This window comes from Flavobacterium segetis, assembly GCF_900129575.1.
In the GTDB taxonomy this organism is placed as follows: Bacteria; Bacteroidota; Bacteroidia; order Flavobacteriales; family Flavobacteriaceae; genus Flavobacterium; species Flavobacterium segetis.
In genome coordinates this window covers 329,973-350,723 of sequence record NZ_FQWE01000005.1, presented here as the reverse complement: position 1 = coordinate 350,723, position 20,751 = coordinate 329,973, and the positions used below count along the sequence as shown (strand labels likewise).

At 31.2% G+C, this 20,751-nt stretch carries 22 protein-coding genes; 19 read left to right on the top strand and 3 right to left on the bottom strand.

Annotated features, from left to right (window positions below; genetic code table 11):
• The first annotated feature begins 115 nt into the window (after positions 1 to 115).
• The 7 genes from BUA99_RS09580 to BUA99_RS09550 all read left to right on the top strand — a co-directional run bounded on the left by BUA99_RS09580 (position 116) and on the right by BUA99_RS09550 (position 7,980).
• Positions 116 to 433 (top strand): hypothetical protein, encoded by a 318-nt coding sequence (locus BUA99_RS09580; protein WP_072991400.1) that lies wholly within the window; start codon positions 116 to 118, stop codon positions 431 to 433.
• 227 nt (positions 434 to 660) lie between these two features.
• Positions 661 to 1,152, top strand: a complete 492-nt coding sequence (locus BUA99_RS09575; RefSeq protein ID WP_072991398.1) for a hypothetical protein — start codon at positions 661 to 663, stop codon at positions 1,150 to 1,152.
• 169 nt (positions 1,153 to 1,321) lie between these two features.
• Positions 1,322 to 3,841, top strand: a complete 2,520-nt coding sequence (locus BUA99_RS09570; RefSeq protein ID WP_072991396.1) for a PIG-L family deacetylase — start codon at positions 1,322 to 1,324, stop codon at positions 3,839 to 3,841.
• A 130-nt stretch (positions 3,842 to 3,971) separates the two neighbouring features.
• Positions 3,972 to 5,711 (top strand): sodium:solute symporter family protein, encoded by a 1,740-nt coding sequence (locus tag BUA99_RS09565; RefSeq protein ID WP_072991392.1) that lies wholly within the window; start codon positions 3,972 to 3,974, stop codon positions 5,709 to 5,711.
• A gap of 186 nt (positions 5,712 to 5,897) precedes the next feature.
• On the top strand, positions 5,898 to 6,755 hold the full coding sequence (locus BUA99_RS09560; RefSeq protein WP_072991389.1) for an aldose 1-epimerase family protein: 858 nt from the start codon (positions 5,898 to 5,900) through the stop codon (positions 6,753 to 6,755).
• A 14-nt stretch (positions 6,756 to 6,769) separates the two neighbouring features.
• Entirely contained in the window at positions 6,770 to 7,318 is a 549-nt protein-coding gene (locus tag BUA99_RS09555) for a GNAT family N-acetyltransferase (protein WP_072991387.1), read from the top strand.
• 110 nt (positions 7,319 to 7,428) lie between these two features.
• A complete protein-coding gene (locus BUA99_RS09550) occupies positions 7,429 to 7,980 on the top strand; it encodes a DUF3575 domain-containing protein (protein WP_072991385.1) in 552 nt (183 codons plus the stop codon).
• 1 nt (position 7,981) lies between these two features.
• Here the strand turns inward: BUA99_RS09550 and BUA99_RS09545 are convergent, their stop codons facing one another.
• Positions 7,982 to 8,212 (bottom strand): VF530 family protein, encoded by a 231-nt coding sequence (locus tag BUA99_RS09545; RefSeq protein ID WP_072991383.1) that lies wholly within the window; start codon positions 8,210 to 8,212, stop codon positions 7,982 to 7,984.
• Positions 8,213 to 8,260: 48 nt separating this feature from the next.
• Here BUA99_RS09545 and BUA99_RS09540 point away from each other — a divergent pair, with 48 nt between their 5' ends.
• The 3 genes from BUA99_RS09540 (at position 8,261) to BUA99_RS09530 (ending at position 10,406) form a co-directional block, all read left to right on the top strand.
• Positions 8,261 to 8,746 carry a SixA phosphatase family protein gene (locus BUA99_RS09540; protein WP_072991381.1) on the top strand — a complete coding sequence of 162 codons (486 nt, stop codon included), beginning with the start codon at positions 8,261 to 8,263 and terminating at the stop codon, positions 8,744 to 8,746.
• Positions 8,747 to 8,830: 84 nt separating this feature from the next.
• Positions 8,831 to 9,283, top strand: a complete 453-nt coding sequence (gene smpB / locus BUA99_RS09535; protein WP_072991378.1) for an SsrA-binding protein SmpB — start codon at positions 8,831 to 8,833, stop codon at positions 9,281 to 9,283.
• A gap of 82 nt (positions 9,284 to 9,365) precedes the next feature.
• The gene (locus BUA99_RS09530) at positions 9,366 to 10,406 is read left to right on the top strand and encodes a Fic family protein (RefSeq protein WP_072991375.1); all 1,041 of its coding nucleotides are present in this window, start codon (positions 9,366 to 9,368) and stop codon (positions 10,404 to 10,406) included.
• Positions 10,407 to 10,457: 51 nt separating this feature from the next.
• Here BUA99_RS09530 and BUA99_RS09525 read toward each other — a convergent pair whose 3' ends face one another.
• The gene (locus BUA99_RS09525; RefSeq protein ID WP_072991484.1) at positions 10,458 to 11,099 is read right to left on the bottom strand and encodes a protein-L-isoaspartate(D-aspartate) O-methyltransferase; all 642 of its coding nucleotides are present in this window, start codon (positions 11,097 to 11,099) and stop codon (positions 10,458 to 10,460) included.
• A 153-nt stretch (positions 11,100 to 11,252) separates the two neighbouring features.
• Between BUA99_RS09525 and BUA99_RS09520 the strand changes: the two genes are divergently transcribed.
• From BUA99_RS09520 to BUA99_RS09480, 9 genes are all read left to right on the top strand, one after another.
• Positions 11,253 to 12,218, top strand: a complete 966-nt coding sequence (locus tag BUA99_RS09520) for a Gfo/Idh/MocA family protein (RefSeq protein WP_072991371.1) — start codon at positions 11,253 to 11,255, stop codon at positions 12,216 to 12,218.
• Positions 12,219 to 12,222: 4 nt separating this feature from the next.
• Positions 12,223 to 12,822, top strand: coding sequence for a hypothetical protein (locus BUA99_RS09515; protein ID WP_072991369.1), 600 nt, complete (start codon positions 12,223 to 12,225; stop codon positions 12,820 to 12,822).
• Positions 12,823 to 12,846: 24 nt separating this feature from the next.
• Positions 12,847 to 13,734 carry a 3-hydroxyacyl-CoA dehydrogenase family protein gene (locus BUA99_RS09510; protein WP_072991367.1) on the top strand — a complete coding sequence of 296 codons (888 nt, stop codon included), beginning with the start codon at positions 12,847 to 12,849 and terminating at the stop codon, positions 13,732 to 13,734.
• A 75-nt stretch (positions 13,735 to 13,809) separates the two neighbouring features.
• Positions 13,810 to 15,030 (top strand): DUF1015 domain-containing protein, encoded by a 1,221-nt coding sequence (locus BUA99_RS09505; protein WP_072991364.1) that lies wholly within the window; start codon positions 13,810 to 13,812, stop codon positions 15,028 to 15,030.
• A gap of 35 nt (positions 15,031 to 15,065) precedes the next feature.
• The gene (locus BUA99_RS09500; protein ID WP_072991361.1) at positions 15,066 to 15,728 is read left to right on the top strand and encodes a YggS family pyridoxal phosphate-dependent enzyme; all 663 of its coding nucleotides are present in this window, start codon (positions 15,066 to 15,068) and stop codon (positions 15,726 to 15,728) included.
• A 106-nt stretch (positions 15,729 to 15,834) separates the two neighbouring features.
• Positions 15,835 to 17,196, top strand: coding sequence for an exonuclease domain-containing protein (locus BUA99_RS09495; RefSeq protein ID WP_072991359.1), 1,362 nt, complete (start codon positions 15,835 to 15,837; stop codon positions 17,194 to 17,196).
• Positions 17,197 to 17,221: 25 nt separating this feature from the next.
• Positions 17,222 to 18,052, top strand: a complete 831-nt coding sequence (locus BUA99_RS09490) for an ion transporter (RefSeq protein WP_072991356.1) — start codon at positions 17,222 to 17,224, stop codon at positions 18,050 to 18,052.
• A 157-nt stretch (positions 18,053 to 18,209) separates the two neighbouring features.
• Positions 18,210 to 19,127: a tRNA (adenosine(37)-N6)-dimethylallyltransferase MiaA gene (miaA, locus tag BUA99_RS09485; protein ID WP_072991354.1), complete on the top strand. Its 918-nt coding sequence runs from the start codon at positions 18,210 to 18,212 to the stop codon at positions 19,125 to 19,127.
• Positions 19,128 to 19,165: 38 nt separating this feature from the next.
• Positions 19,166 to 19,909 (top strand): acyl-[acyl-carrier-protein] thioesterase, encoded by a 744-nt coding sequence (locus BUA99_RS09480; RefSeq protein ID WP_072991351.1) that lies wholly within the window; start codon positions 19,166 to 19,168, stop codon positions 19,907 to 19,909.
• A 122-nt stretch (positions 19,910 to 20,031) separates the two neighbouring features.
• Here the strand turns inward: BUA99_RS09480 and BUA99_RS09475 are convergent, their stop codons facing one another.
• Complete coding sequence (locus BUA99_RS09475; RefSeq protein WP_072991348.1) at positions 20,032 to 20,748, bottom strand: response regulator transcription factor; 717 nt, start codon at positions 20,746 to 20,748, stop codon at positions 20,032 to 20,034.
• Positions 20,749 to 20,751 lie beyond the last annotated feature (3 nt).

The following is a 20,751-nucleotide window of genomic DNA, read 5'->3' as shown; positions in this document are numbered from 1 at the left end:
TAGCAGTATTTAATTACGCTGTTAATTATATAATATTTTAACTAAATTGAATAACTCTGGTAAAAAAAATTATTATACTTTTAAATTTAATTTACTAACAAAATAATCTTAACAAATGAAAAAAATCACTTTTTACTTAATGGTAATGCTAATGTCCTTAACCATCGTTCCAAATCAACTTTTTGCGGCCGAAAAAAATCCAACAGCAGTATCGAATCCGGCTAAAGAAGTACCGGCAGAGGTTAAAGTTATGTTGAATAGACTCGACGAAATTAAAGCAATGGACAAATCTGAATTAAGTTCAGTGGAAAAAAGGGAATTGCGTAAAGAAGTTCGGACTATTAAAAAAGAATTAAAGTCTTCTGGAAATGGCGTTTATTTATCAGTGGGAGCAATCATTATTATTATCCTTTTATTGATTTTATTGCTTTAAAAAATCATAAAAGAAAATTTAAAGAAAGAGCAATTAATTTTGCTCTTTTTTTTATAAGTAAAAGAGCTGGCATTCAATGCCTAACGTTAAAAAAGTAAATAAGCACTATAAAAATCACGCATTACATAAACTTAAATTGTAATCATGGCATAAATTTTGGCTTGCTCTATAAAATGTTTAATAAACAATTATTTTAGAATTATTAATTGATATAAAAAGCCAAGATTATGAAAGCTTCAAAATTATTATTTATCACCGGAACTCTTTTTTTAGCAGTTCTCGCTCATGCCCAAGTGTCAGTTAATGTCAATATTGGTTCACAACCTAAATGGGCTCCTAATAATCAACAAGCAACAGAGTATTACTATTTACCGGATGTTGAAACCTATTATGACGTAAGACAATCACAATTTATTTATTACGGAAACGGCCGATGGTTGCGTTCACGTAATCTACCAAACCAATATAGAAATTATGATTTATATTCGGGATACAAAGTAGTTTTGAATAATTATCATGGCTCAAGACCATATAGTAATTTTAAAAGTCATAAAGTAAAATATTATAAGGGATACAAGGGTAACAAACACCATTACAATAAAAGAAAGGTTTATTCCAACAATAATCATTTTGATAATCATGATGATCATAGAGATCACGATCGCAAGAAAAATAAAGAAAAACACCATTACGTAAAAGACAAACACAATCATGACTAATGTTCATAAATAGTGAATAGTGAATTATTGATAAGGGAGAGAAAGCAAATTTTAAGCGATCTCTCTCTTTTTTGTTATATCTAAATTTCTATCAAAGAATATGAAAAAGATTTTATAAAAAAATATTTAATTCTTACTTTTGAAGCTACTGCGAATTAAATAACAAATAATGCAAAGAAAACACTTTTTAGCTTTTACACTACTACTTATAATAGTTCAAGCAATTACTGCTCAAATTCCAAAGAAACCAAACTCAGTTGAAATCTATAACCAAATAGAAAAACTCAATTTTCTTGGTACAGCACTATACATCGCGGCACATCCTGATGATGAAAACACACGATTAATATCTTATCTATCAAATGATGTTAAGGCAAGAACAGGCTACTTATCATTAACTCGTGGCGATGGCGGACAAAACTTAATAGGTACACAACTTCGCGAATTACTTGGTGTAATTCGGACACAAGAACTTATCGAAGCACGAAAAATTGACGGTGGAGAACAATTTTTTTCTCGCGCTAATGATTTTGGATTTTCGAAAAATCCAACAGAAACTTTAGAAATTTGGGATAAAGAAAAAGTTCTTGCGGACATTATCTGGACTATTAGAAAATTTCAACCTGATGTGATTGTGAATCGTTTTGATCATCGATCACCAGGAACTACACATGGACATCACACTGCATCGGCTATGTTAAGCGTAGAAAGTTTCAAATTAGCTAATGATCCTACTGTTTTTCCAGAGCAACTTAAATATGTAAAACCATGGCAAACAAAAAGACAGTTCTTTAATACATCCTGGTGGTTTTATGGTACAATCGAAAAATTTAACACCGCTGATAAAACTAACTTAATCGCATTAGAAACGGGTGTTTATTATAATGATCTCGGGAAATCTAATCAAGAAATTGCCGCGTTAAGTAGAAGTCGTCATCAATCGCAAGGTTTTGGTAGCACCGGTGTACGCGGTGAAGAAACTGAATATTTAGAATTTATAAATGGTGATCCTTTAACTGAGAAAAAATCACTGTTTGAGGGAATTGATACCTCTTGGAACCGCGTTAAAGGCGGAAAAAGCATAGGCATTCTCTTAACAAAAATTGCATCTGAGTTCAATCACAATGATCCTGCAAAGAGTATTCCTGATTTGGCGAAAGCCTATTCTATGATTCAAGCGTTGGATGATGAACACTGGAAACCAATAAAATCAGTAGAAATTAAAGAAATTATTGCAGCATGCGCCGGTTTATATCTTGAAGCAGCTGCGCAAAATCAGGAGGCAACTCCAGGCAGTATTTTAAAACTAAAATTAGAAGCTATTAATAGAAGTAATGCAGTTATACGGTTAATAAATGTATTGACATTACCAGACGAGAAGGTAACCATTGAAAATTTAATTTTACAAAATAACATAATAAATTCAATAAATCTAGATCTACAATTACCTGAATCTCTTAATTACACTGAACCCTATTATTTAAAAGAAAGCGGAACAGTGGGAATGTATACAGTCAAGGACCAAAAAAATATTGGTTTGCCTGACATAATTCGGGAAGTAAAAGTTGTTTTCAACGTTAAAGTAAACGACATAACGATACCTTATCAACGGACCGTAGTATATAAATATAATGATGATGTAAAAGGAGAAGTTTATAGTTATCTTGACATCGTGCCAGCAGTAACTACTTCAATTGCTGAAAAAGTTTTACTTTTTAGGAACTCGAAAAGCAAAAGAGTTACAGTGACAATTAAAGCTGGAAAAGATGATGTTAAAGGAAATTTGCAGATAGAAATCCCTGAGAGTTGGATTGTAACTCCAAAATTCATTCCATTTGACATTGCTAAAAAAGGAGCAGAAAAAATTGTTTCATTTGAGGTGACTCCTCCATCACAGGCTAATGAGGCTGTTGCCAAAAGCGTTGCAATAATTGACGATAAGCGATTTGATAAGGAACAAATTTTTATAAATTACGATCACATTACAAAGCAACAAGTTTTAAAATCTGCAGAAGCCAAAGTTATCAAGGTTGACCTAAAAACGAATAATGAAAGAATTGCTTACATAATGGGTGCTGGTGATGAAGTTCCCGCAAGTTTAACTGAATTAGGATACGTTGTAACTATGTTAACCGCTGCGGAAATCACGCCTGAGAAACTAATAAATTTTGATGTTGTAATGACTGGTGTTCGAGCTTATAACACGATAAATGCACTAGCATTTAAACAAGATATCCTTTTTGATTTTGTTAAATCTGGTAAAACAATGATTGTGCAATACAATACTGCAGGAGATCTAGTAACAGACCGAATTGCGCCTTATCCTTTAAAATTATCTCGCGATCGTGTGACAGAGGAAAATGCAGATGTACGATTTTTAGCTCCAAATCATCCTGTTCTAAATTATCCAAATAAGATCACTTCAAAAGACTTTGAAGGCTGGAAACAAGAACAAGGATTGTATTATCCTAACGTCTATGATCAAGCCTTCACTCCTATTTTATCATCAAACGATAAAGGAGAAACAGCAAAAAATGGCGCATTATTAGTTGCACCTTATGGAAAAGGGTATTATGTTTATACCGGTTTAAGTTTTTTTAGAGAATTACCCGAAGGTGTCACTGGAGCATATAGGTTATTGTCAAATATAATTTCTTTAAAATCAGCTGATAAAAACTCGGCTCAATAACTTAGAAAAAATTAAAATAATGGAAACAAATAAAATTAAAACTTGGACAAAAAATTACACTTGGGTGTTAATTGCAAATGTCATCTACATTCTAATTTTTTGTCTTATCATGAAACTATACTCTTAAATTATGCAGTTATTTGATTGGATTATACTTATCGTCACACTTTTATTTATAGTGATTTATGGCGCGTGGAAAACTAAAGGGAGCAAAAACGTCGAGGATTTTATTTTAGGCAATAATGAAACCCCTTGGCATGTTGTAGGACTTTCTGTAATGGCAACACAAGCTAGTGCAATTACTTTCCTTTCAACGCCAGGACAGGCATACCACGACGGAATGGGATTTGTACAATTCTATTTTGGATTGCCTATTGCCATGGTGGTCATTTGCGTAACCTTCATTCCATTATACCATAAATACAAGGTTTATACAGCGTATGAATATCTTGAAAAAAGATTTGACTTAAAAACAAGATCTCTAGCAGCCATACTTTTCTTGTTTCAAAGAGGTCTGGGAACTGGATTGACTATCTACGCTCCAGCAATAATTTTGTCAGCGATATTAGGTTGGAATCTTACATATATGAATATCGTAATTGGTGTTTTAGTAATAATATATACTTTTTCAGGTGGAACTAAGGCAGTGAATGTAACCCAAAAACAGCAAATGTTTGTAATCATGTCAGGGATGTTTATTACTTTTTTCTTGATTTTACACTATTTGCCAAATGACATGACGTTTACAAATGCCTTGCATATTGCTGGTGCAAATGATAAAATGAATATTGTGAATTTCTCATTTGATCCAGAAGAGAAGTATACATTTTGGAGCGGAATTACGGGTGGTTTTTTCTTGGCCTTAGCCTACTTTGGGACAGATCAATCGCAAGTTGGACGTTATTTATCAGGAAGATCAGTAAAGGAAAGCCAAATGGGACTGATTATGAACGGACTATTAAAAGTACCGATGCAGTTTTTTATCTTGTTAACTGGAGTTATGGTTTTTGTTTTTTTTCAATTTAATCCTGTTCCTTTAAATTTTAACCCTAACAACAAAACAATGATTGAAAAATCAGCGTTTAAGGGAGAGTATAATACGTTAGAAAGAAAACTAGATGATTTATCAGAAGATAAAAAAGTGATAAATCTACTATATATTGATCAATTGAATCAGGATTACGATAACCCTATTTTGAGAAAAGAATTAGTAGCTTTATCCAATAAAGAAAAAGATCTACGTGATAGAGCTAAAGAAATTATTTTAAAAGCAGATAAAAATAGTGAGACAAATGATAAGGATTATGTCTTTTTTCATTTTATCCTTAACTATTTACCCAAAGGTTTAATTGGTTTATTGTTAGCCGTAATTATTTCTGCAGCAATGTCATCAACGGCTTCCGGACTCAATGCACTGGCATCAACAACAGCAATTGATATTTACAAACGTAATATTAAGGAAGTAAAATCAGAGCGGCATTATCTTTACGCTACTAAATTCTTCACAGTATTATGGGGAGTAATTGCAATTTTATTTGCTTGCGTAGGTACGCTTTTTGAAAATTTAATCCAATTAGTAAACATAATCGGATCAATATTTTATGGAACTGTATTGGGTATATTTCTTGTTGGTTTTTACGTAAAAAATGTTCAGTCTAAAGCTATCTTTTATAGTGCGGTTACAAGCCAACTTACCATTTTTATTATTTTTTACTTTGCAATTTACATCTACCCTAGCGGACAAGAAAAATTAGGGTATCTATGGCTAAACTTTATTGGCGCAATGCTCACTATTATACTGTCATTACTTTTACAATGGACTATATTTAGAAAACAAAAAGCTAAGGAATATCAAACAGTTATTGAATAATTTAAGACATACAAATAATAGTTAAAAGCAAAATTTTTAGTTTGTAGTTTCGAACTTAAATTAAGTAAATAAAAGTATTATAATCGATTTTATAATGTTTACGTACTAAATTTTAAAAAAAACAAGCATAACAATTAATAATTATCGACTTCTTGAAGTAGTGCAATTTAGATAAAGTAAACGCCTATGTTGACAACAACAATATCAAATAATATTCTAACCGTAGAAATTAAAAATCTAGGCGCTGAACTATGTTCGTTGCGAGATAAAAACAACAAACAATACATTTGGGAAGGAAATGCTCAATATTGGCCTAAGCATTCTCCTATTTTGTTTCCAATTGTTGGGACCTTAAAAAATAATATCTACCATTATAACGATGTTTCTTATACTATGTCTCGCCATGGTTTTGCCCGAGAAATGGAATTTAAATTAATAGATCATCAGGTAAATAAAGCTATATTTTCATTACATTCTTCAGAAGAAACTATGAAAACATATCCCTTTAAATTTGAATTACAAATTATATATACTTTGTTTGACAATAGTTTAAACATTGAATATAAAGTGGTTAATACCGGTGATTCGCTTATGCCTTTCTCCATTGGAGCACATCCCGCGATCGCTCTGGCAGACGTATTTGAGAATTACTCACTAGAATTCGAAAAAGACGAAGCTTTACAACAACACACTTTAGAAAATGATTTGATCTCAACGGTGACCAAGGTAATTAATCTAAAAGATAATCAATTGGATTTGAGCTATGACCTATTTAAAAACGATGCTTTGATTTTTAAAAGTTTGACTTCAAGATCATTGACCATTTTAGAAAATCAAAAACCACTTTTAAAATTGAATTTTGATAAATTTCCAAGTTTGGGTATATGGACAAAAATCAATGCACCATTTATTTGCATTGAACCTTGGTTTGGATACTCTGACACAATAAATAGTACTGGAGATTTGTTTCATAAGGAAGGAATTCAAATTTTAAATCATGACGAAGTATTCTACTCTAAATTTAGCATTGAAATCTTAGATTAAAACCAAACTGTATTATGATGACTATAAATTTTAGTCCCTTTCAAAATTTAGAAACGGAGCATTTGTTATTAAGAAGAGTTATTAAATCTGACTTGAAAGAAGTAAAAGCGCTTCGTTCGAATCCAGAAACCATGAAATATATTCCTAGACCATTAGTTACAAATGATGACGAAGGGCTAGCGCATATTACGATGATTGATGAAAAAATTGAAGCAAATGAGGGTATTAATTGGGCGATTACCATAAAAGGCGATTCAAGACTGATTGGGATCATTGGACACTACCGCATTAAACCAGAGCATTACCGTGCGGAAATAGGATATATGGTTTTACCAGAGTATCATGGTAAGGGACTTGCAACCGAAGCTGTAAAACTAGTCGTAAAATATGGGTTCGAAGTTATGAAATTACATTCTATTGAAGCCGTTATTGATCCTGATAATTTAGCATCAGCACGTGTTTTAGAAAAAAATGGATTCGTAAAAGAAGCACATCTCAAAGAAAATGAGTTTTTCAACGGACAGTTTTTAGATTCTGTTATTTACTCCCTTTTGAATAAGTGAAAACAAATTTCTTAAAAAATTTCGTAAAGCTTTTTAACAAAGTGCATTAATTTCTACCTTTGCAGTTGAGGATTTCTAAACCTACTTAAAGTCCTTACTAAATTTTCGATATGAAAAATATTTTTTTTTTATTTTTACTATTATTTACTTTTACAGCACATAGCCAAACTTATGTAAAAGTGAATGCTTTTACAACTTTGTTGACGATTCCTAATGTAGGTATTGAGACTAGCATCGGGGAAAAATCAACTTTTCAATTTGATATTTTAGCATCCCCATGGAAGTCCATAAAAGGGAAACCTATGGAATTTTATACCTTTACACCAGAATATCGCTTTCATTTTAAGGAAAAATATAATGGGTTTTATGTTGGAGCACATGTTGGTATGACTCTGTTTAATTTTCAAAAATGGAATTATATCAATAGTGATCTTTACGAAAAGGGATTTGGTTATGTGATGGGAGCTACTATCGGTTTTCAAACAAAAATCAATAAACGTTTTATGTTAGATTGCTATTTAGGCGGAGGAAATCATCAAGGATTTTATCATGGCTATAAAATTAGCACGGGCGAGCGATATGAAAACGCCAAAAACTGGAATAAAAGCGGAGAATGGTTACCATATCGCGGCGGAGTGATGGTTTCCTACAGCCTGGATTAGTTTAAACCTTCAATTTATCTATTGACTTAACATATAATTCTTCAACTTGTTTTCTAGCCCAATCCGTTTTTCGTAGGAATGTAAGTGATGATTTAAGACTTGGATTATCAGTAAAACATTTAATTTTAATTAATTCTCCCAAGGTGTCAAAACCATACTGAGTAATCAAGAGCTCGAGAATTTTAACTAAGGTAACACCGTGCAACGGATCTTTTGACTTTGTATTTTCCATATTGCAAATATATATAAATGAGAATCAACAATTTTTAAATTCTAAAAAATGAAAAAAAATTTACTAATCGCTCTATTTTTGATTTTCCAAATAAGTTTTGGTCAAGACAGCACTACCACTTATTATTTTATCCGTCATGCGGAGAAAGTTGATGCTTCCAAAAATCCTGATTTATCAAAAATTGGTTTTGAAAGAGCTGCAAGATGGAATGCTATTTTCGCTGAAATTAAATTTGATGCTATATTTTCAACTGATTATAAAAGAACAATACAAACAGTAAATCCTGTCGCATTAACACAAAAAGTTAAGATAAATTTATACAATCCAAAAACTTTGAACATAGAATCGTTTAAGAAACAAAATGTCGGTAAGAAAGTTTTAATCGTAGGTCATAGCAATACGATACCCAATTTCGTAAATCAAATCATAAATGAAAAAGTATATTCAGAGATTGACGATTCAACATTTGGAAATCTTTATATTGTCATAATTATTAATGGCCAAATAAATTTTCAAGTCTTAAAATTACGATAAAATAAATTTTTATCCAGATCGCAGTTGTAAATCTAATTTACATTCGCCTAACCAATCCTTATTTTATCATATCTTTGTATCACTATGCTTAAAACAATAAATATTTCTAATAAAAGGGCCAAATTCGATTACGAAATTATCGAAACATTTACTGCTGGGATCGTACTAGCTGGCACCGAGATCAAATCTATTCGATTAGGAAAAGCCAATATCACTGAGAGTTTTTGTGAATTTAGTAACAATGAACTTTTTGCTATAAATACTTATATTGAGGAATATACTTTTGGAAATCAGTTCAATCATAAAGCAAGAAGTGAGCGAAAATTACTTTTAAATAAAAAAGAATTAAAAGGTTTACTAAAAAGCGTTCAGGCTAAAGGACTAACAATAGTTCCATTAAAATTGTTTACCAACGAAAAAGGATTGGCAAAATTACAAATTGGACTCTGTAAAGGAAAAAAAACCTACGATAAACGCGAATCTTTAAAAGAACAAGACACCAAAAGGGATCTTGACCGCATCAAGAAAGCTTTTTAAATTATATAGGGGAAAGTAAATTTCTCCTTTTTTTACTCACATATAATGACATAAAAAGTCATGACTTAAATAGATTTTTTTTGTGAATACTATACTTAAAAATGCTCGAGAAGCAAAAGGTTTTAAAACTAGGGAAGTAGCTCAAATATTGGGGATAGACCAAGCTTTGATAAGTAAATTTGAAAGTGGTAATCGAAAACCAACAAGAGATCAAGTAATTAAATTAGCTTCATTATTAGAAATTGATTTTGAACTTATTATGATAGCATGGCTTAAAGAGAAAATTCTATTTGAAGTAGGTCAAGATGAATTTGCGCTGCAAGCTCTCGCGGCAGCAACTGAAGAACTTGAATTTAAATGTTTGCCTTCTAATCCAAAAATTTCTATTAAGCTGCAGAAATTGCTGAATGAAATTGATATTTTAAAAACAAGCGTAGGTTCATTTTACAACGCTGATAATTATCCAACAACTCAAGTCTTAGAACTAGAATACACTTTTGAAAGCAATCGTCTTGAAGGTAATACAATGACATTTCATGAAACTGATTTAGTGATAAATGAAGGTGTCACTATCGCCGGAAAAAGTATGCGGGAGCACCTTGAAACGATAAATCATCAAGAGGCTATTGATTATATTAATGACTTAGCACAAAAAAGTACTTCTGCTAATGCACGTGATCTACTTTCTATTTATACTATAATTTCGAGAGGTATTCAGCCTTTGAATGCCATAAAGGATAGAAAAAACAGTAAAGGAGAAGAGGAAAGTAGTAAATTATTATCTCAAGCAAATCTGCAAGCGCAGGAAACTGACGAATTATTAATTTGGTATGAAACTAAAAAAAATAAATTACATCCGATAGTTTTAGCGGCTGAAGCTCATGAAAGAATATTCACAAATCAAACATTTAAGGATGGAAATGGCAAAACATCTCGATTAATTATGAATTTAATTTTACTCCATAATGGTTATGTAATTGCAAATATAAAGGGTGATGATTATAGCAAAAAGGAATATTATCAATCTTTAGAAAAAGCTCAAATTCAAAAACTAAAAGAAGATTTTATACTATTGATTGCTCGAGCGCAGAAAGAAAGTTTAGAGCGATATGTAATAAAATGAGTTATTGAATTATTTTAGAGCAACTTACATAAATTAAAAAAAAATTATTAATTAATTTTTATCTTCCAATAGCGGCACAAATCGAAACTCTCCAAATTCATGTTTTTCAAATTGAGTTTCAGTTACTCGAATTAAAAGTGTCATAATTTGAATGTCTTCACCAAGCGGAATCACGAGCCTACCTCCCACTTTGAGCTGCGCCATCAAGGGCTGTGGTATAAATGGTGCGCCCGCTGTAACGATGATGCTGTCAAATGGAGCATAACTTGGTAAGCCTTTATAACCATCTCCAAAGGATAGATATTTAGGACGAATATTTAATTTTGGAAACAAATTAGAAGTTTGCTTAAACAACTCTTTTTGCCTCTCTACACTAAAAACTTTTGCGCCCATAGTGCATAAAATTGCGGTTTGATAACCAGAACCCGTTCCTATTTCTAAAATTTTCTGTTCTTTTTTAACTTCTAGCAATTGCGATTGAAAAGCAACTGTATATGGCTGCGAAATAGTTTGCCCTGATCCTATAGGAAAAGCTTTGTCTTGGTACGCGTGTTCCTCAAAAGTAGAGTCTAGAAATAAGTGTCTGGGTATTTTTTTAATTGCTTCCAGTACATCTTTATCAGTTATTCCTTTTTGTTTCAAAAGATTTACTAACTGGTTTCGAAGTCCTTGATGTTTGGCTTTATCTTCCAAAATTAAATATTGTTTTCCCGCAAAAATAGCAGTAAAAACACCAATAAACAAGGAAGAAATTTTATATATCTTTATTACAAATTTTATAGAATTAGATATTTTAAAAAATTGAGTTTTAATTTTTATTCCTATTTTTGTATAAAGAATATAATTATGCTGAAAATTGGAGTATTAGGTGCTGGGCATCTAGGAAAAATACATTTACGCTTATTACAACAATCTGACAAATATGAATTAGTTGGTTTTTATGATCCAAATCAGGAAAATGCAGAAAAAGTTGCAAAGGAATTTGGATATAAACATTTTAGCACAATTGCGTCACTAATTCATGCAGTTGATGTAATTGATATTGTTACACCTACCCTCTCACACTATAAATGTGCTAAAGTTGCAATTAAATCAAGTAAACATGTATTTATAGAAAAACCTATTTCAAATACCGTTGAAGAAGCTGAAGAAATTATTGCTCTAGCGAAGGAGTACAAAGTAAAAGGTCAAGTTGGTCATGTAGAGCGGTTTAACCCCGCATTCATTGCTACTAAAAGCATGATCGAAAACCCTATGTTTATTGAAGCTCATAGATTGGCTGAATTTAATCCCCGAGGGACCGATGTTCCTGTAGTTTTAGATCTAATGATACATGATATTGACGCTATTTTAAGCGTAGTACAATCAAAAGTTAAAAATATTAGCGCAAGTGGTGTTTCTGTTATTAGTGACACACCTGATATTGCGAATGCTCGAATTGAATTTGAAAATGGCTGTGTTGCAAATTTAACGGCTAGTAGAATTTCAATGAAAAATATGCGTAAATCTCGTTTTTTTCAGAAAGATGCGTATATATCGGTAGATTTTCTAGAAAAAAAATGTGAGGTAGTAAAAATGAAGGATGCACCTGAAATTCCGGGTGATTTTGATATGATTTTACAAAATGCAGAAGGAGTAAAAAAGCAAATTTATTTTTCAAATCCAGATGTTGAGCAAAATAATGCCATACTCGATGAATTGGAATCATTTGCTCAAGCCATAAACAATAATTCAGAACCGATAGTTACTCTTCAAGATGCTACAGAGGCATTGCGAGTAGCATACCAGATTATTAATTGCTTTAAAAAGTAAGTTGATGACCACGTTAAAAATTAAAATACACAATCAATCTCAAGAATTTACGATACTTGATGATTCCGTAGCAATCGATTTTAATACAAACGAACATAAATTAGCTTACAAAATACCTTTTGATGAAATAAAAGATAGCACGTATACGATCAGAAAAAAAAGAGACAAGAAGGAAGGCTTACTATATATTTCAGCTTTTTTCAATATAATTTTAATTCTTTTTATATTTTCTGAGGAGTTGAAAATTGGACTTATTTTCATATCTTATTTACTAATACCTTTAACAATAATTTTAGCGTTAGGTCTCACCAGTTTTAATAAAGGGTTTGAAGAAAAGAATATTGAATCGGACAAAATTTTATACTTTATTTTTACAAAAAAAAATGAAATTGAAGTTGATCGTTTCATTTCTTGTATTTTCGAAAAGCGAAATGCATTTTTTAAGAACAAATACTTAAAAATTGATGCTGTTCTTCCTTACCACTTTCAAAGTGATAGGATTTTATGGTTATATACAAATAAATTTATTTCTGAATCAGAGTATGAAATTATAAAAGAGGATTTAGATAGATATTTCAATTTTAAGTTAGATTTAAATAATTAAGAAAAATTTTTCAAAAAAAACAGAATGAAAACAATAGCTGTAATTGGAGCAGGAACAATGGGTAACGGAATCGCGCATACATTTGCTCAAAGCGGTTTTACCGTAAAATTAATTGATGTGTCAGAGAAATCTTTGGATAGAGGGATGGCAACTATCGCTGCAAATTTAGATCGAATGGTTTCGAAAGGCACAATAACTTTAGAAGATAAAGCGAAAACAATTACTAACATTATTACTTACACGGATATTAAGGATGGTATTGTAGGCGCTGATTTAGTTGTAGAGGCTGCAACAGAAAATGTTGAATTGAAACTTAATATTTTCAAACAATTAAATGATGCTTGCTCTCACGATACCATTTTAGCCACAAATACTTCTTCTATTTCAATCACGCAAATAGGAGCTGTAGTATCTCATCCTGAAAGAGTTATAGGAATGCATTTTATGAATCCTGTACCAATAATGAAATTAGTTGAAATAATTAGGGGCTACAACACTTCGGATGAAGTGACAAAGATCATCATGGAGTTGTCTGCTAAATTAGGAAAAACACCAGTTGAAGTAAATGATTATCCTGGATTTGTTGCAAATAGAATATTGATGCCAATGATAAATGAAGCAATCGAAACCTTATATAATAAGGTTGCTGGAGTTTACGAAATTGATACTGTAATGAAATTAGGGATGGGTCATCCAATGGGACCGTTACAACTTGCTGATTTTATTGGCCTTGATGTCTGTTTGGCAATTTTAAATGTGATGTATGACGGATTCAAAAATCCAAAATATGCGCCTTGTCCTCTGTTAGTAAATATGGTGCGAGCTGGAAAAATTGGCGTTAAATCTGGTGCCGGCTTTTATGATTATTCTGAAAGTAAAAAAGCAGAAAAAATTTCAAAACAATTCTTGTAGTCTTTGGAATTTTAAGGGCGAAATTGCTGGTTTTTAAAAATTCTAACTTAATATATTTATCGTTTCAATTAATTTATGGCTAAAATAGTTCCTTTTAAAGCAGTGCGACCCACTCGTGATAAAGTTTGTCTTGTAACTTGTCGATCCTATGAAGAATATGTAAATGCTGAATTAGCAGCGCAGTTGGATTTCAATCCATTATCATTTTTACACATATTAAAACCAGCTTACACCAATCAAGAAACCGTTTCATTCGAAAAAAGGTATCGACAAGTTCATCAAAAATATCAGGAATTTAAAGATGAAATTATATTAATTAAAGATAACAAGCCCGCAATTTATATTCATAAAATTGTGAATAAAACACATTCTTTTACTGGAATAATTGCTGGAACGAGTGTCAGCGACTACAGCAACAATATTATTAAGAAACACGAAGACATAATCGATTTTAGAGTGCAACTCTTGAAAGATTATATGAAATACGCCGAGTTTAATACCGAGCCTGTTTTAATGACGTATCCGGATAATAAAATAATTGAAGATTGGATTTTCAACTCGTGTCAAAAGTTAGCAGACTTCGAATTTTCAACTACTAAAAAAGAAATTCATTATTTATGGAAAATTGAGGATAGTTTAGAAATTAACTGGCTACAAAATATTTTTGAAAAAACAGAACATCTCTATATTGCCGATGGTCATCATAGAACAGAAGCGCTGAAACTACTTTCAGAAGAAAATAAACATCCAGAAAATACTACTAAAAATCATATTCTCAGTTATTTAATTTCTGAAAATAATGTCAAAATATATGAATTCAACCGTTTAGTTAAGGATCTAAATGGTCAAACCAAAACTCAATTTTTACAAGCACTAGAACATAATTTTGACATTGAAAATAAATTTCAACAACCATTTGAGCCTGCAAAAAAACATCAGTTTGGTATGTATCTAGGCAATGATTATTATAGTTTGAATCTAAAAAAAGAAAATACGAAACTAAATACTGCTTTAGAAAGTTTGGACACTCAAATTTTATACAAAAATATTCTTTTACCTATTTTAGGAATTGAAGACCTCCGTAACGATGAGAGAATTGAGTATCTTTCAGGGAAACAAGCAATAACTGAAGTTAAAAATAAAATTGATCAAGGCGAATTTGCTGTAGGCTTCCTTTTATTCCCATCAAATATTGCTGAGATAAAAGCATTAGCTGATGCGAATCAAATTATGCCACCAAAAAGCACCTATATCGAGCCAAAATTCAGAAGCGGATTAGTGATATACGAATTTTAATTAAACAATAATTACAGAATTAAAACATTATAAAAATGCCAATAGCTCAAAATTTACTTTCTATAAAATCAACATTACCTGATCAGGTAATACTTGTAGCTGTCTCTAAAACTAAACCTATTTCTGACTTAATGCAAGCTTATGATGCTGGTCAGCGTATCTTCGGCGAAAATAAAATTCAAGAAATGGCAGAGAAATGGCAAGCTATGCCGAAAGATATTCACTGGCAAATGATAGGTCACGTTCAAACTAATAAAGTCAAATTTATGGCGCCATTTGTCAATTTAATCCACGGCGTCGATAGTTTAAAATTATTACAAGAAATTGATAAACAAGCCAAGAAAAACAAACGAATTATTGATTGCTTGCTGCAGATTCACATTGCGGAAGAAGAAACTAAATTTGGATTAAATGAAGAAGAACTTATCGAAATTCTTTCTGGTGAAAACTTATCTGAAATGAAAAATATACGTATTACTGGACTGATGGGAATGGCAACATTTACAGATAATGAAAATCAAGTAAAAAAAGAATTTGCACATTTAAAAACAATATTCAATAATCTACAAACTATAAAGACTACTAATTGCAATCTTGAAATACTATCAATGGGCATGTCCGGAGATTATAGATTGGCAATAGACTGTGGAAGCACAATGGTTCGAATAGGAAGTAGTATCTTTGGAGAGAGAAATTGATGTTTGATTTTTAATTAACAGTTTTTAATTTCAGATTTAAAAACTTAAAAATCAATACTGAATAGCAATCATTAAGCACTGACTACGGAACATTGAACATTAAGATTTGTACGCAATACTAGACATAGAAACTACTGGAGGACAATTCAACGAGGAAGGAATTACTGAGATCGCAATTTATAAATTTGATGGTCATGAAATTGTAGACCAATTTGTCAGTTTAGTTAATCCTGAGATCCCCATTCAACCTTTCGTAGTAAAACTAACAGGAATTAATAATGAAATGCTGCGTTTAGCACCAAAATTTTATGAAGTCGCGAAACGAATCATAGAAATGACAAATGATTGCGTGGTTGTTGCCCACAATGCTTCTTTTGATTACAGAATTTTACGAACTGAATTCAGAAGACTAGGATATGATTTTTCAGCCAAAACATTGTGTACTGTTGAATTATCTAAAAAATTATTACCAGAGCAACCTTCACATAGTTTAGGCAAACTAGTTCGTGCACTTGGAATTCCTATGGCTGATCGACATAGGGCAAGTGGAGATGCGCTTGCAACTGTTAAATTATTTAAAATCCTCCTAGAAAAAGACATAGAAAAAGAAATAGTAAAAGATTTTATAAAGTTAAGAGTTGAAAAAGGAATTACACCTAAGCTGCTAGATATTATTGCTAGCTTACCGTCCACAACTGGAGTATATTATATTCATAATGAAAAAGGTAATTTGATTTACATTGGCAAAAGCCGGAATATTAAGAAAAGAATCAATCAACATTTCACAGGAACAACATCTAAATGTAAAAAAATTCAAGATCAGGTTTTTACTGTAACTTACGAAGAAACAGGCAGCGAATTAATTGCTTTATTAAAAGAAAGTCAAGAAATAAAAGTAAATAAGCCAATACTCAATAGAGCGCAACGAAAAAGTATATTTCAACTTGCTTTATGTGCCGAAAAAGATGAAAAAGGCTATTTAAATTTAAAATTACAAAAAGCCGATGGTCGGAAGAGAGAAATTACTTCATTTACCTCTATTCAAGAAGGAAAAAACGCATTATTTAAAATTACGACCTACTACAATCTTTGCCAAAAATTGAACGGTTTATATCAAAGTAAATCAAATTGTTTTCAATACACAATAAAAGAATGCGCTGGCGCTTGTATCAGTGAAGAATCACCAGAACTTTATAATGCTAGGGTAAATCAATTTATAGAAAAAAATAGTTTCGAAAATCAAAGTATGATTCTTATTGATCGCGGTAGGAACATTAGTGAACGATCAGCTGTTTTAATAGAAAATGGAATTTATAAAGGATATGCTTTTTACGACTTAAATTATCAAATTAATAATATTGAAATTTTGCGAAACATTATTATTCCAATGCAAAATAATCGTGATACTAAAAATATTATAAAGGGACAGATGAGTAGAAGTAAAAGTATTAAGACAATAAATTTCTAAAGAAAATGTTCTAAAAAAACGATTAATGGGGAAAGTAAAATCAAAATTTGAAACTTTTAGACAAAATACGAATATCATAATTTACGGCACTAATACGTTTTATGGACGTCTATTTGATCTTGTACTACTTGGCGTAATTTTGATTAGTGTCATTTTAGTAATGTTGGAAACAGTTAAAGAAATTGACTTAAAATACCACAGAGAACTCATTATTTTTGAGTGGATAATTACAATATTCTTCACAATAGAATATATTCTTAGAATAATCTCAATTAAAAAGCCAGTAAAATACATCTTTAGTTTTTATGGAATCGTTGATTTACTAGCTGTAGTACCCATGTATTTTTCGTTATTCTTTGTTGGTACAAGTGTTCTATCCATTTTACGCTCAGTTCGATTGCTTCGACTGTTCAAAATTTTAAAGCATCCTCAATTTTCCAATCAATCTGTGCATCTAAAACAAGCTTTGATTGCAAGTAAAGGTAAAATATTAATTTTTATATACTTTATGCTGGTAAGTAGCGTTTTGATAGGCTCAATAATGTATGTCGTAGAAGGAAAGGACGGCGGATTTACAAGTATTCCTATCAGCATTTATTGGACAATTGTAACATTAACAACAGTGGGATATGGAGACATTTCACCCATCACTCCTCTAGGTCAGTCTATTGCATCTTTAGTAATGATTATGGGTTATGGAATTATCGCCGTACCTACAGGAATTGTTTCTGCAGAATTTGCTAGCTTTAAAAGTAGAATAAATGCAAAAGATAAAATAAATCCCTGTCCCAATTGCGGGGAAGAAGGGCACGAACTTAATGCTAAATATTGCTACAACTGTGGCCAAAAATTATAATTTATAAATTTGAAGCCAATCCTGCTGTTCACTACAACTCCTCGCTATAGCAGTTGTATTTCAAAGTCATAAAAGGAGCTTCTTACATTCGCTCTTTTACACCAAGAAATACAACTGCAATAACTCCGGGGTTTGCGTTTTCATCTAGGCTATAACTATGAAACATTTAATCACTATTGTCGGACCCACAGCCATAGGAAAAACTTCTTTGAGCATTGCGCTTGCAAATTATTTCAAATGTGAAATTATATCTTGCGATAGTCGCCAGTTTTTCAAGGAAATGAAAATAGGAACTGCGGTACCAAATGAAGCTGAATTAGCAACTATAAAACACCATTTTATTCAAAATAAATCTATTTTTGAAAGTTATACTGTGGGCGATTTTGAAAAAGAAGCGATTGCAAAATTAGACGAGTTATATCTCAATAAGGATATAGCCATTTTAGTAGGTGGCTCTGGACTATATGTAGACGCGGTGCTAAAAGGATTTGACGAATTTCCAGAAATTAATCCTGAAATACGCTCAGAGATCAACTCCAATTATGAAAAATCAGGAATTCAATATTTACAAAATAATTTAGAGAAATTAGATACAAACTATTTTCAAAAATTAACAATTGAAAATCCACAAACGTTACAAAATCCCCAACGAATGATGCGCTTTGTCGAGGTTTGTCTAGGATCTGGAAAACCATATTCTTCGTTTTTAAATCAGAAAAAAAATAGTCGCAATTTCACTCCTATTTTAATAGGTTTAGAAGCGGAAAGGAATATAATTTACGATCGTATAGACCAACGTGTCAGTATCATGATGAGCCAAGGTTTATTAAATGAAGCTGAAAAAGTCTATCCATATAAAGAGCTGAATGCACTTCAAACCGTTGGTTATAAAGAGATTTTCAGTTATTTGGACAAAGAAATATCATTGGAATTTGCCATTGAAGAAATTAAGAAAAATACTAGACGTTTTTCAAAGCGACAATTAACATGGTTTAAAAGAAATCAAAATATAAAGTGGTTCGATTATAAGACTCCTGTCGAGGAATTCTTGAGATTTATAGAATTAAAAAGATAAAATCACCGCCCTAACAAGAATTTAAATTAATTACTTATATGCCAATAGCATCAAATTTTACATCAATAATAAGCAAAGATTGGGATATTAATTTCACTCAATGTTCGCCAAATGGTCATTTAAAATATACAGATCTATGCAATATACTTCAACTAACTGCCGCTGCTCACTCAGAAATAGGAGGAATTAGCTTTCAAGACATGCAAGTATTTGATCAAGCATGGGTTTTAAGTAGAATGCGAGTTGAAATAGATAAATTACCAAAATCAGGAGATATAGTTACGGTTAAAACGTGGATCAATTCACTAGAAAATTCCCGATCAGTGAGAGCCTTAGAAATGTATCTAAATGGAGAAAAAATAGTTGGTTCTGAGACATTTTGGGCAGTCTTAAATACAAAAAAGCGCCGTCCTGAGGCATTACTTTTACCCTATGAACACTTTGAATTATTTCCAGAAGATAGAGCAACAACAGAAAGATTTTCAAAGATCAATTTAACACACGAAAAAGACATAATTTATAATAAAACCGTTTTCTTGTCTGATTTAGATATTGTCAATCATGTTAATAATGTCAAATATTTAGAGTGGTGCATGGATTTTGTTACTCCAAATTTAATTCTGAGTCAAAAATTAAAAAGCTTTGAAATGAATTTCTTAAAAGAACTTTCTTTAAAAGATAAAGTAGAAATTTATCAAAACATCTCTGAAAATGAAACAATTTTTAGCATCACAAAAGAGGGTAAAATAAGCTTTGCACTCCAGCTAAATTGGATTAAATAAATAAATTAAACATAAGTTTTACTATCAAATATAATTTTAAAAAAAAGTTTTTAATCGTTACAAAATATAACTTTATTAATAAAACGACAAAAAGGCTTCAATTTCTTGAAGCCTTCCATTATTTACAATGAAACTTTATTTTTAACAACTAATCTAAACCCTTCTCCATGAATATTTAAAATTTCAACGTCTTCATCAAGTTTTAAATATTTTCTCAGCTTAGCAATATATACATCCATACTTCTAGAGGTAAAATAATTATCATCCCTCCATATTTTTGTTAACGCTAATTCTCTCGGCATTAAATCATTTTCATGAAGAATAAGCATTTTCAATAACTCGTTCTCTTTTGGCGATAATTTAATTGGCTCTTCATTATTAAATGTAAGGAAACGAAGCTTAGAATTCAAATGGAATTTACCAATATTAAATTCGAACTGTAATTGTTCCGCTTTTGTATCTGATGATTTCCTTTGAATGATAGCCTTGATTTTCATCAATAAAACTTCTGAGTCAAATGGCTTATTTAAGTAGTCATCTGCACCTGCTTTATATCCTTTCAGCACATCTTCCTTCATTGACTTTGCTGTCAAAAAAATGATTGGAACTTCATTATTTTTCTCTCTAATCTCTTTTGCAAGTGTATATCCGTCCTTATACGGCATCATTACATCAAGAATACACAAATCAAAAGTGTCTTTCTTAAATTTTTCAAAACCCTCCATTCCATTTTTAGCTAGCGTGACATCAAAATCATTTAGCATTAAATAGTCTTTCAACACCGCTCCAAAATTAAGATCGTCTTCTACTAAAAGAATTTTTTTATTTACATTTTCCATATT

Bases quoted from the DNA above. Each gene is read 5' to 3' on its own strand.
- smpB (WP_072991378.1), top strand. From the start codon at position 8,831: ATGCTTAAAACAATAAATATTTCTAATAAAAGGGCCAAATTCGATTAC.
- BUA99_RS09540 (WP_072991381.1), top strand. From the start codon at position 8,261: ATGAAAAAAAATTTACTAATCGCTCTATTTTTGATTTTCCAAATAAGT.
- BUA99_RS09515 (WP_072991369.1), top strand. From the start codon at position 12,223: ATGACCACGTTAAAAATTAAAATACACAATCAATCTCAAGAATTTACG.
- BUA99_RS09550 (WP_072991385.1), top strand. From the start codon at position 7,429: ATGAAAAATATTTTTTTTTTATTTTTACTATTATTTACTTTTACAGCA.
- miaA (WP_072991354.1), top strand. From the start codon at position 18,210: ATGAAACATTTAATCACTATTGTCGGACCCACAGCCATAGGAAAAACT.
- BUA99_RS09570 (WP_072991396.1), top strand. From the start codon at position 1,322: ATGCAAAGAAAACACTTTTTAGCTTTTACACTACTACTTATAATAGTT.
- BUA99_RS09480 (WP_072991351.1), top strand. From the start codon at position 19,166: ATGCCAATAGCATCAAATTTTACATCAATAATAAGCAAAGATTGGGAT.
- BUA99_RS09580 (WP_072991400.1), top strand. From the start codon at position 116: ATGAAAAAAATCACTTTTTACTTAATGGTAATGCTAATGTCCTTAACC.
- BUA99_RS09505 (WP_072991364.1), top strand. From the start codon at position 13,810: ATGGCTAAAATAGTTCCTTTTAAAGCAGTGCGACCCACTCGTGATAAA.
- BUA99_RS09475 (WP_072991348.1), bottom strand. From the start codon at position 20,748: ATGGAAAATGTAAATAAAAAAATTCTTTTAGTAGAAGACGATCTTAAT.
- BUA99_RS09545 (WP_072991383.1), bottom strand. From the start codon at position 8,212: ATGGAAAATACAAAGTCAAAAGATCCGTTGCACGGTGTTACCTTAGTT.
- BUA99_RS09565 (WP_072991392.1), top strand. From the start codon at position 3,972: ATGCAGTTATTTGATTGGATTATACTTATCGTCACACTTTTATTTATA.
- BUA99_RS09520 (WP_072991371.1), top strand. From the start codon at position 11,253: ATGCTGAAAATTGGAGTATTAGGTGCTGGGCATCTAGGAAAAATACAT.
- BUA99_RS09575 (WP_072991398.1), top strand. From the start codon at position 661: ATGAAAGCTTCAAAATTATTATTTATCACCGGAACTCTTTTTTTAGCA.
- BUA99_RS09490 (WP_072991356.1), top strand. From the start codon at position 17,222: ATGGGGAAAGTAAAATCAAAATTTGAAACTTTTAGACAAAATACGAAT.
- BUA99_RS09555 (WP_072991387.1), top strand. From the start codon at position 6,770: ATGATGACTATAAATTTTAGTCCCTTTCAAAATTTAGAAACGGAGCAT.
- BUA99_RS09560 (WP_072991389.1), top strand. From the start codon at position 5,898: ATGTTGACAACAACAATATCAAATAATATTCTAACCGTAGAAATTAAA.
- BUA99_RS09510 (WP_072991367.1), top strand. From the start codon at position 12,847: ATGAAAACAATAGCTGTAATTGGAGCAGGAACAATGGGTAACGGAATC.
- BUA99_RS09500 (WP_072991361.1), top strand. From the start codon at position 15,066: ATGCCAATAGCTCAAAATTTACTTTCTATAAAATCAACATTACCTGAT.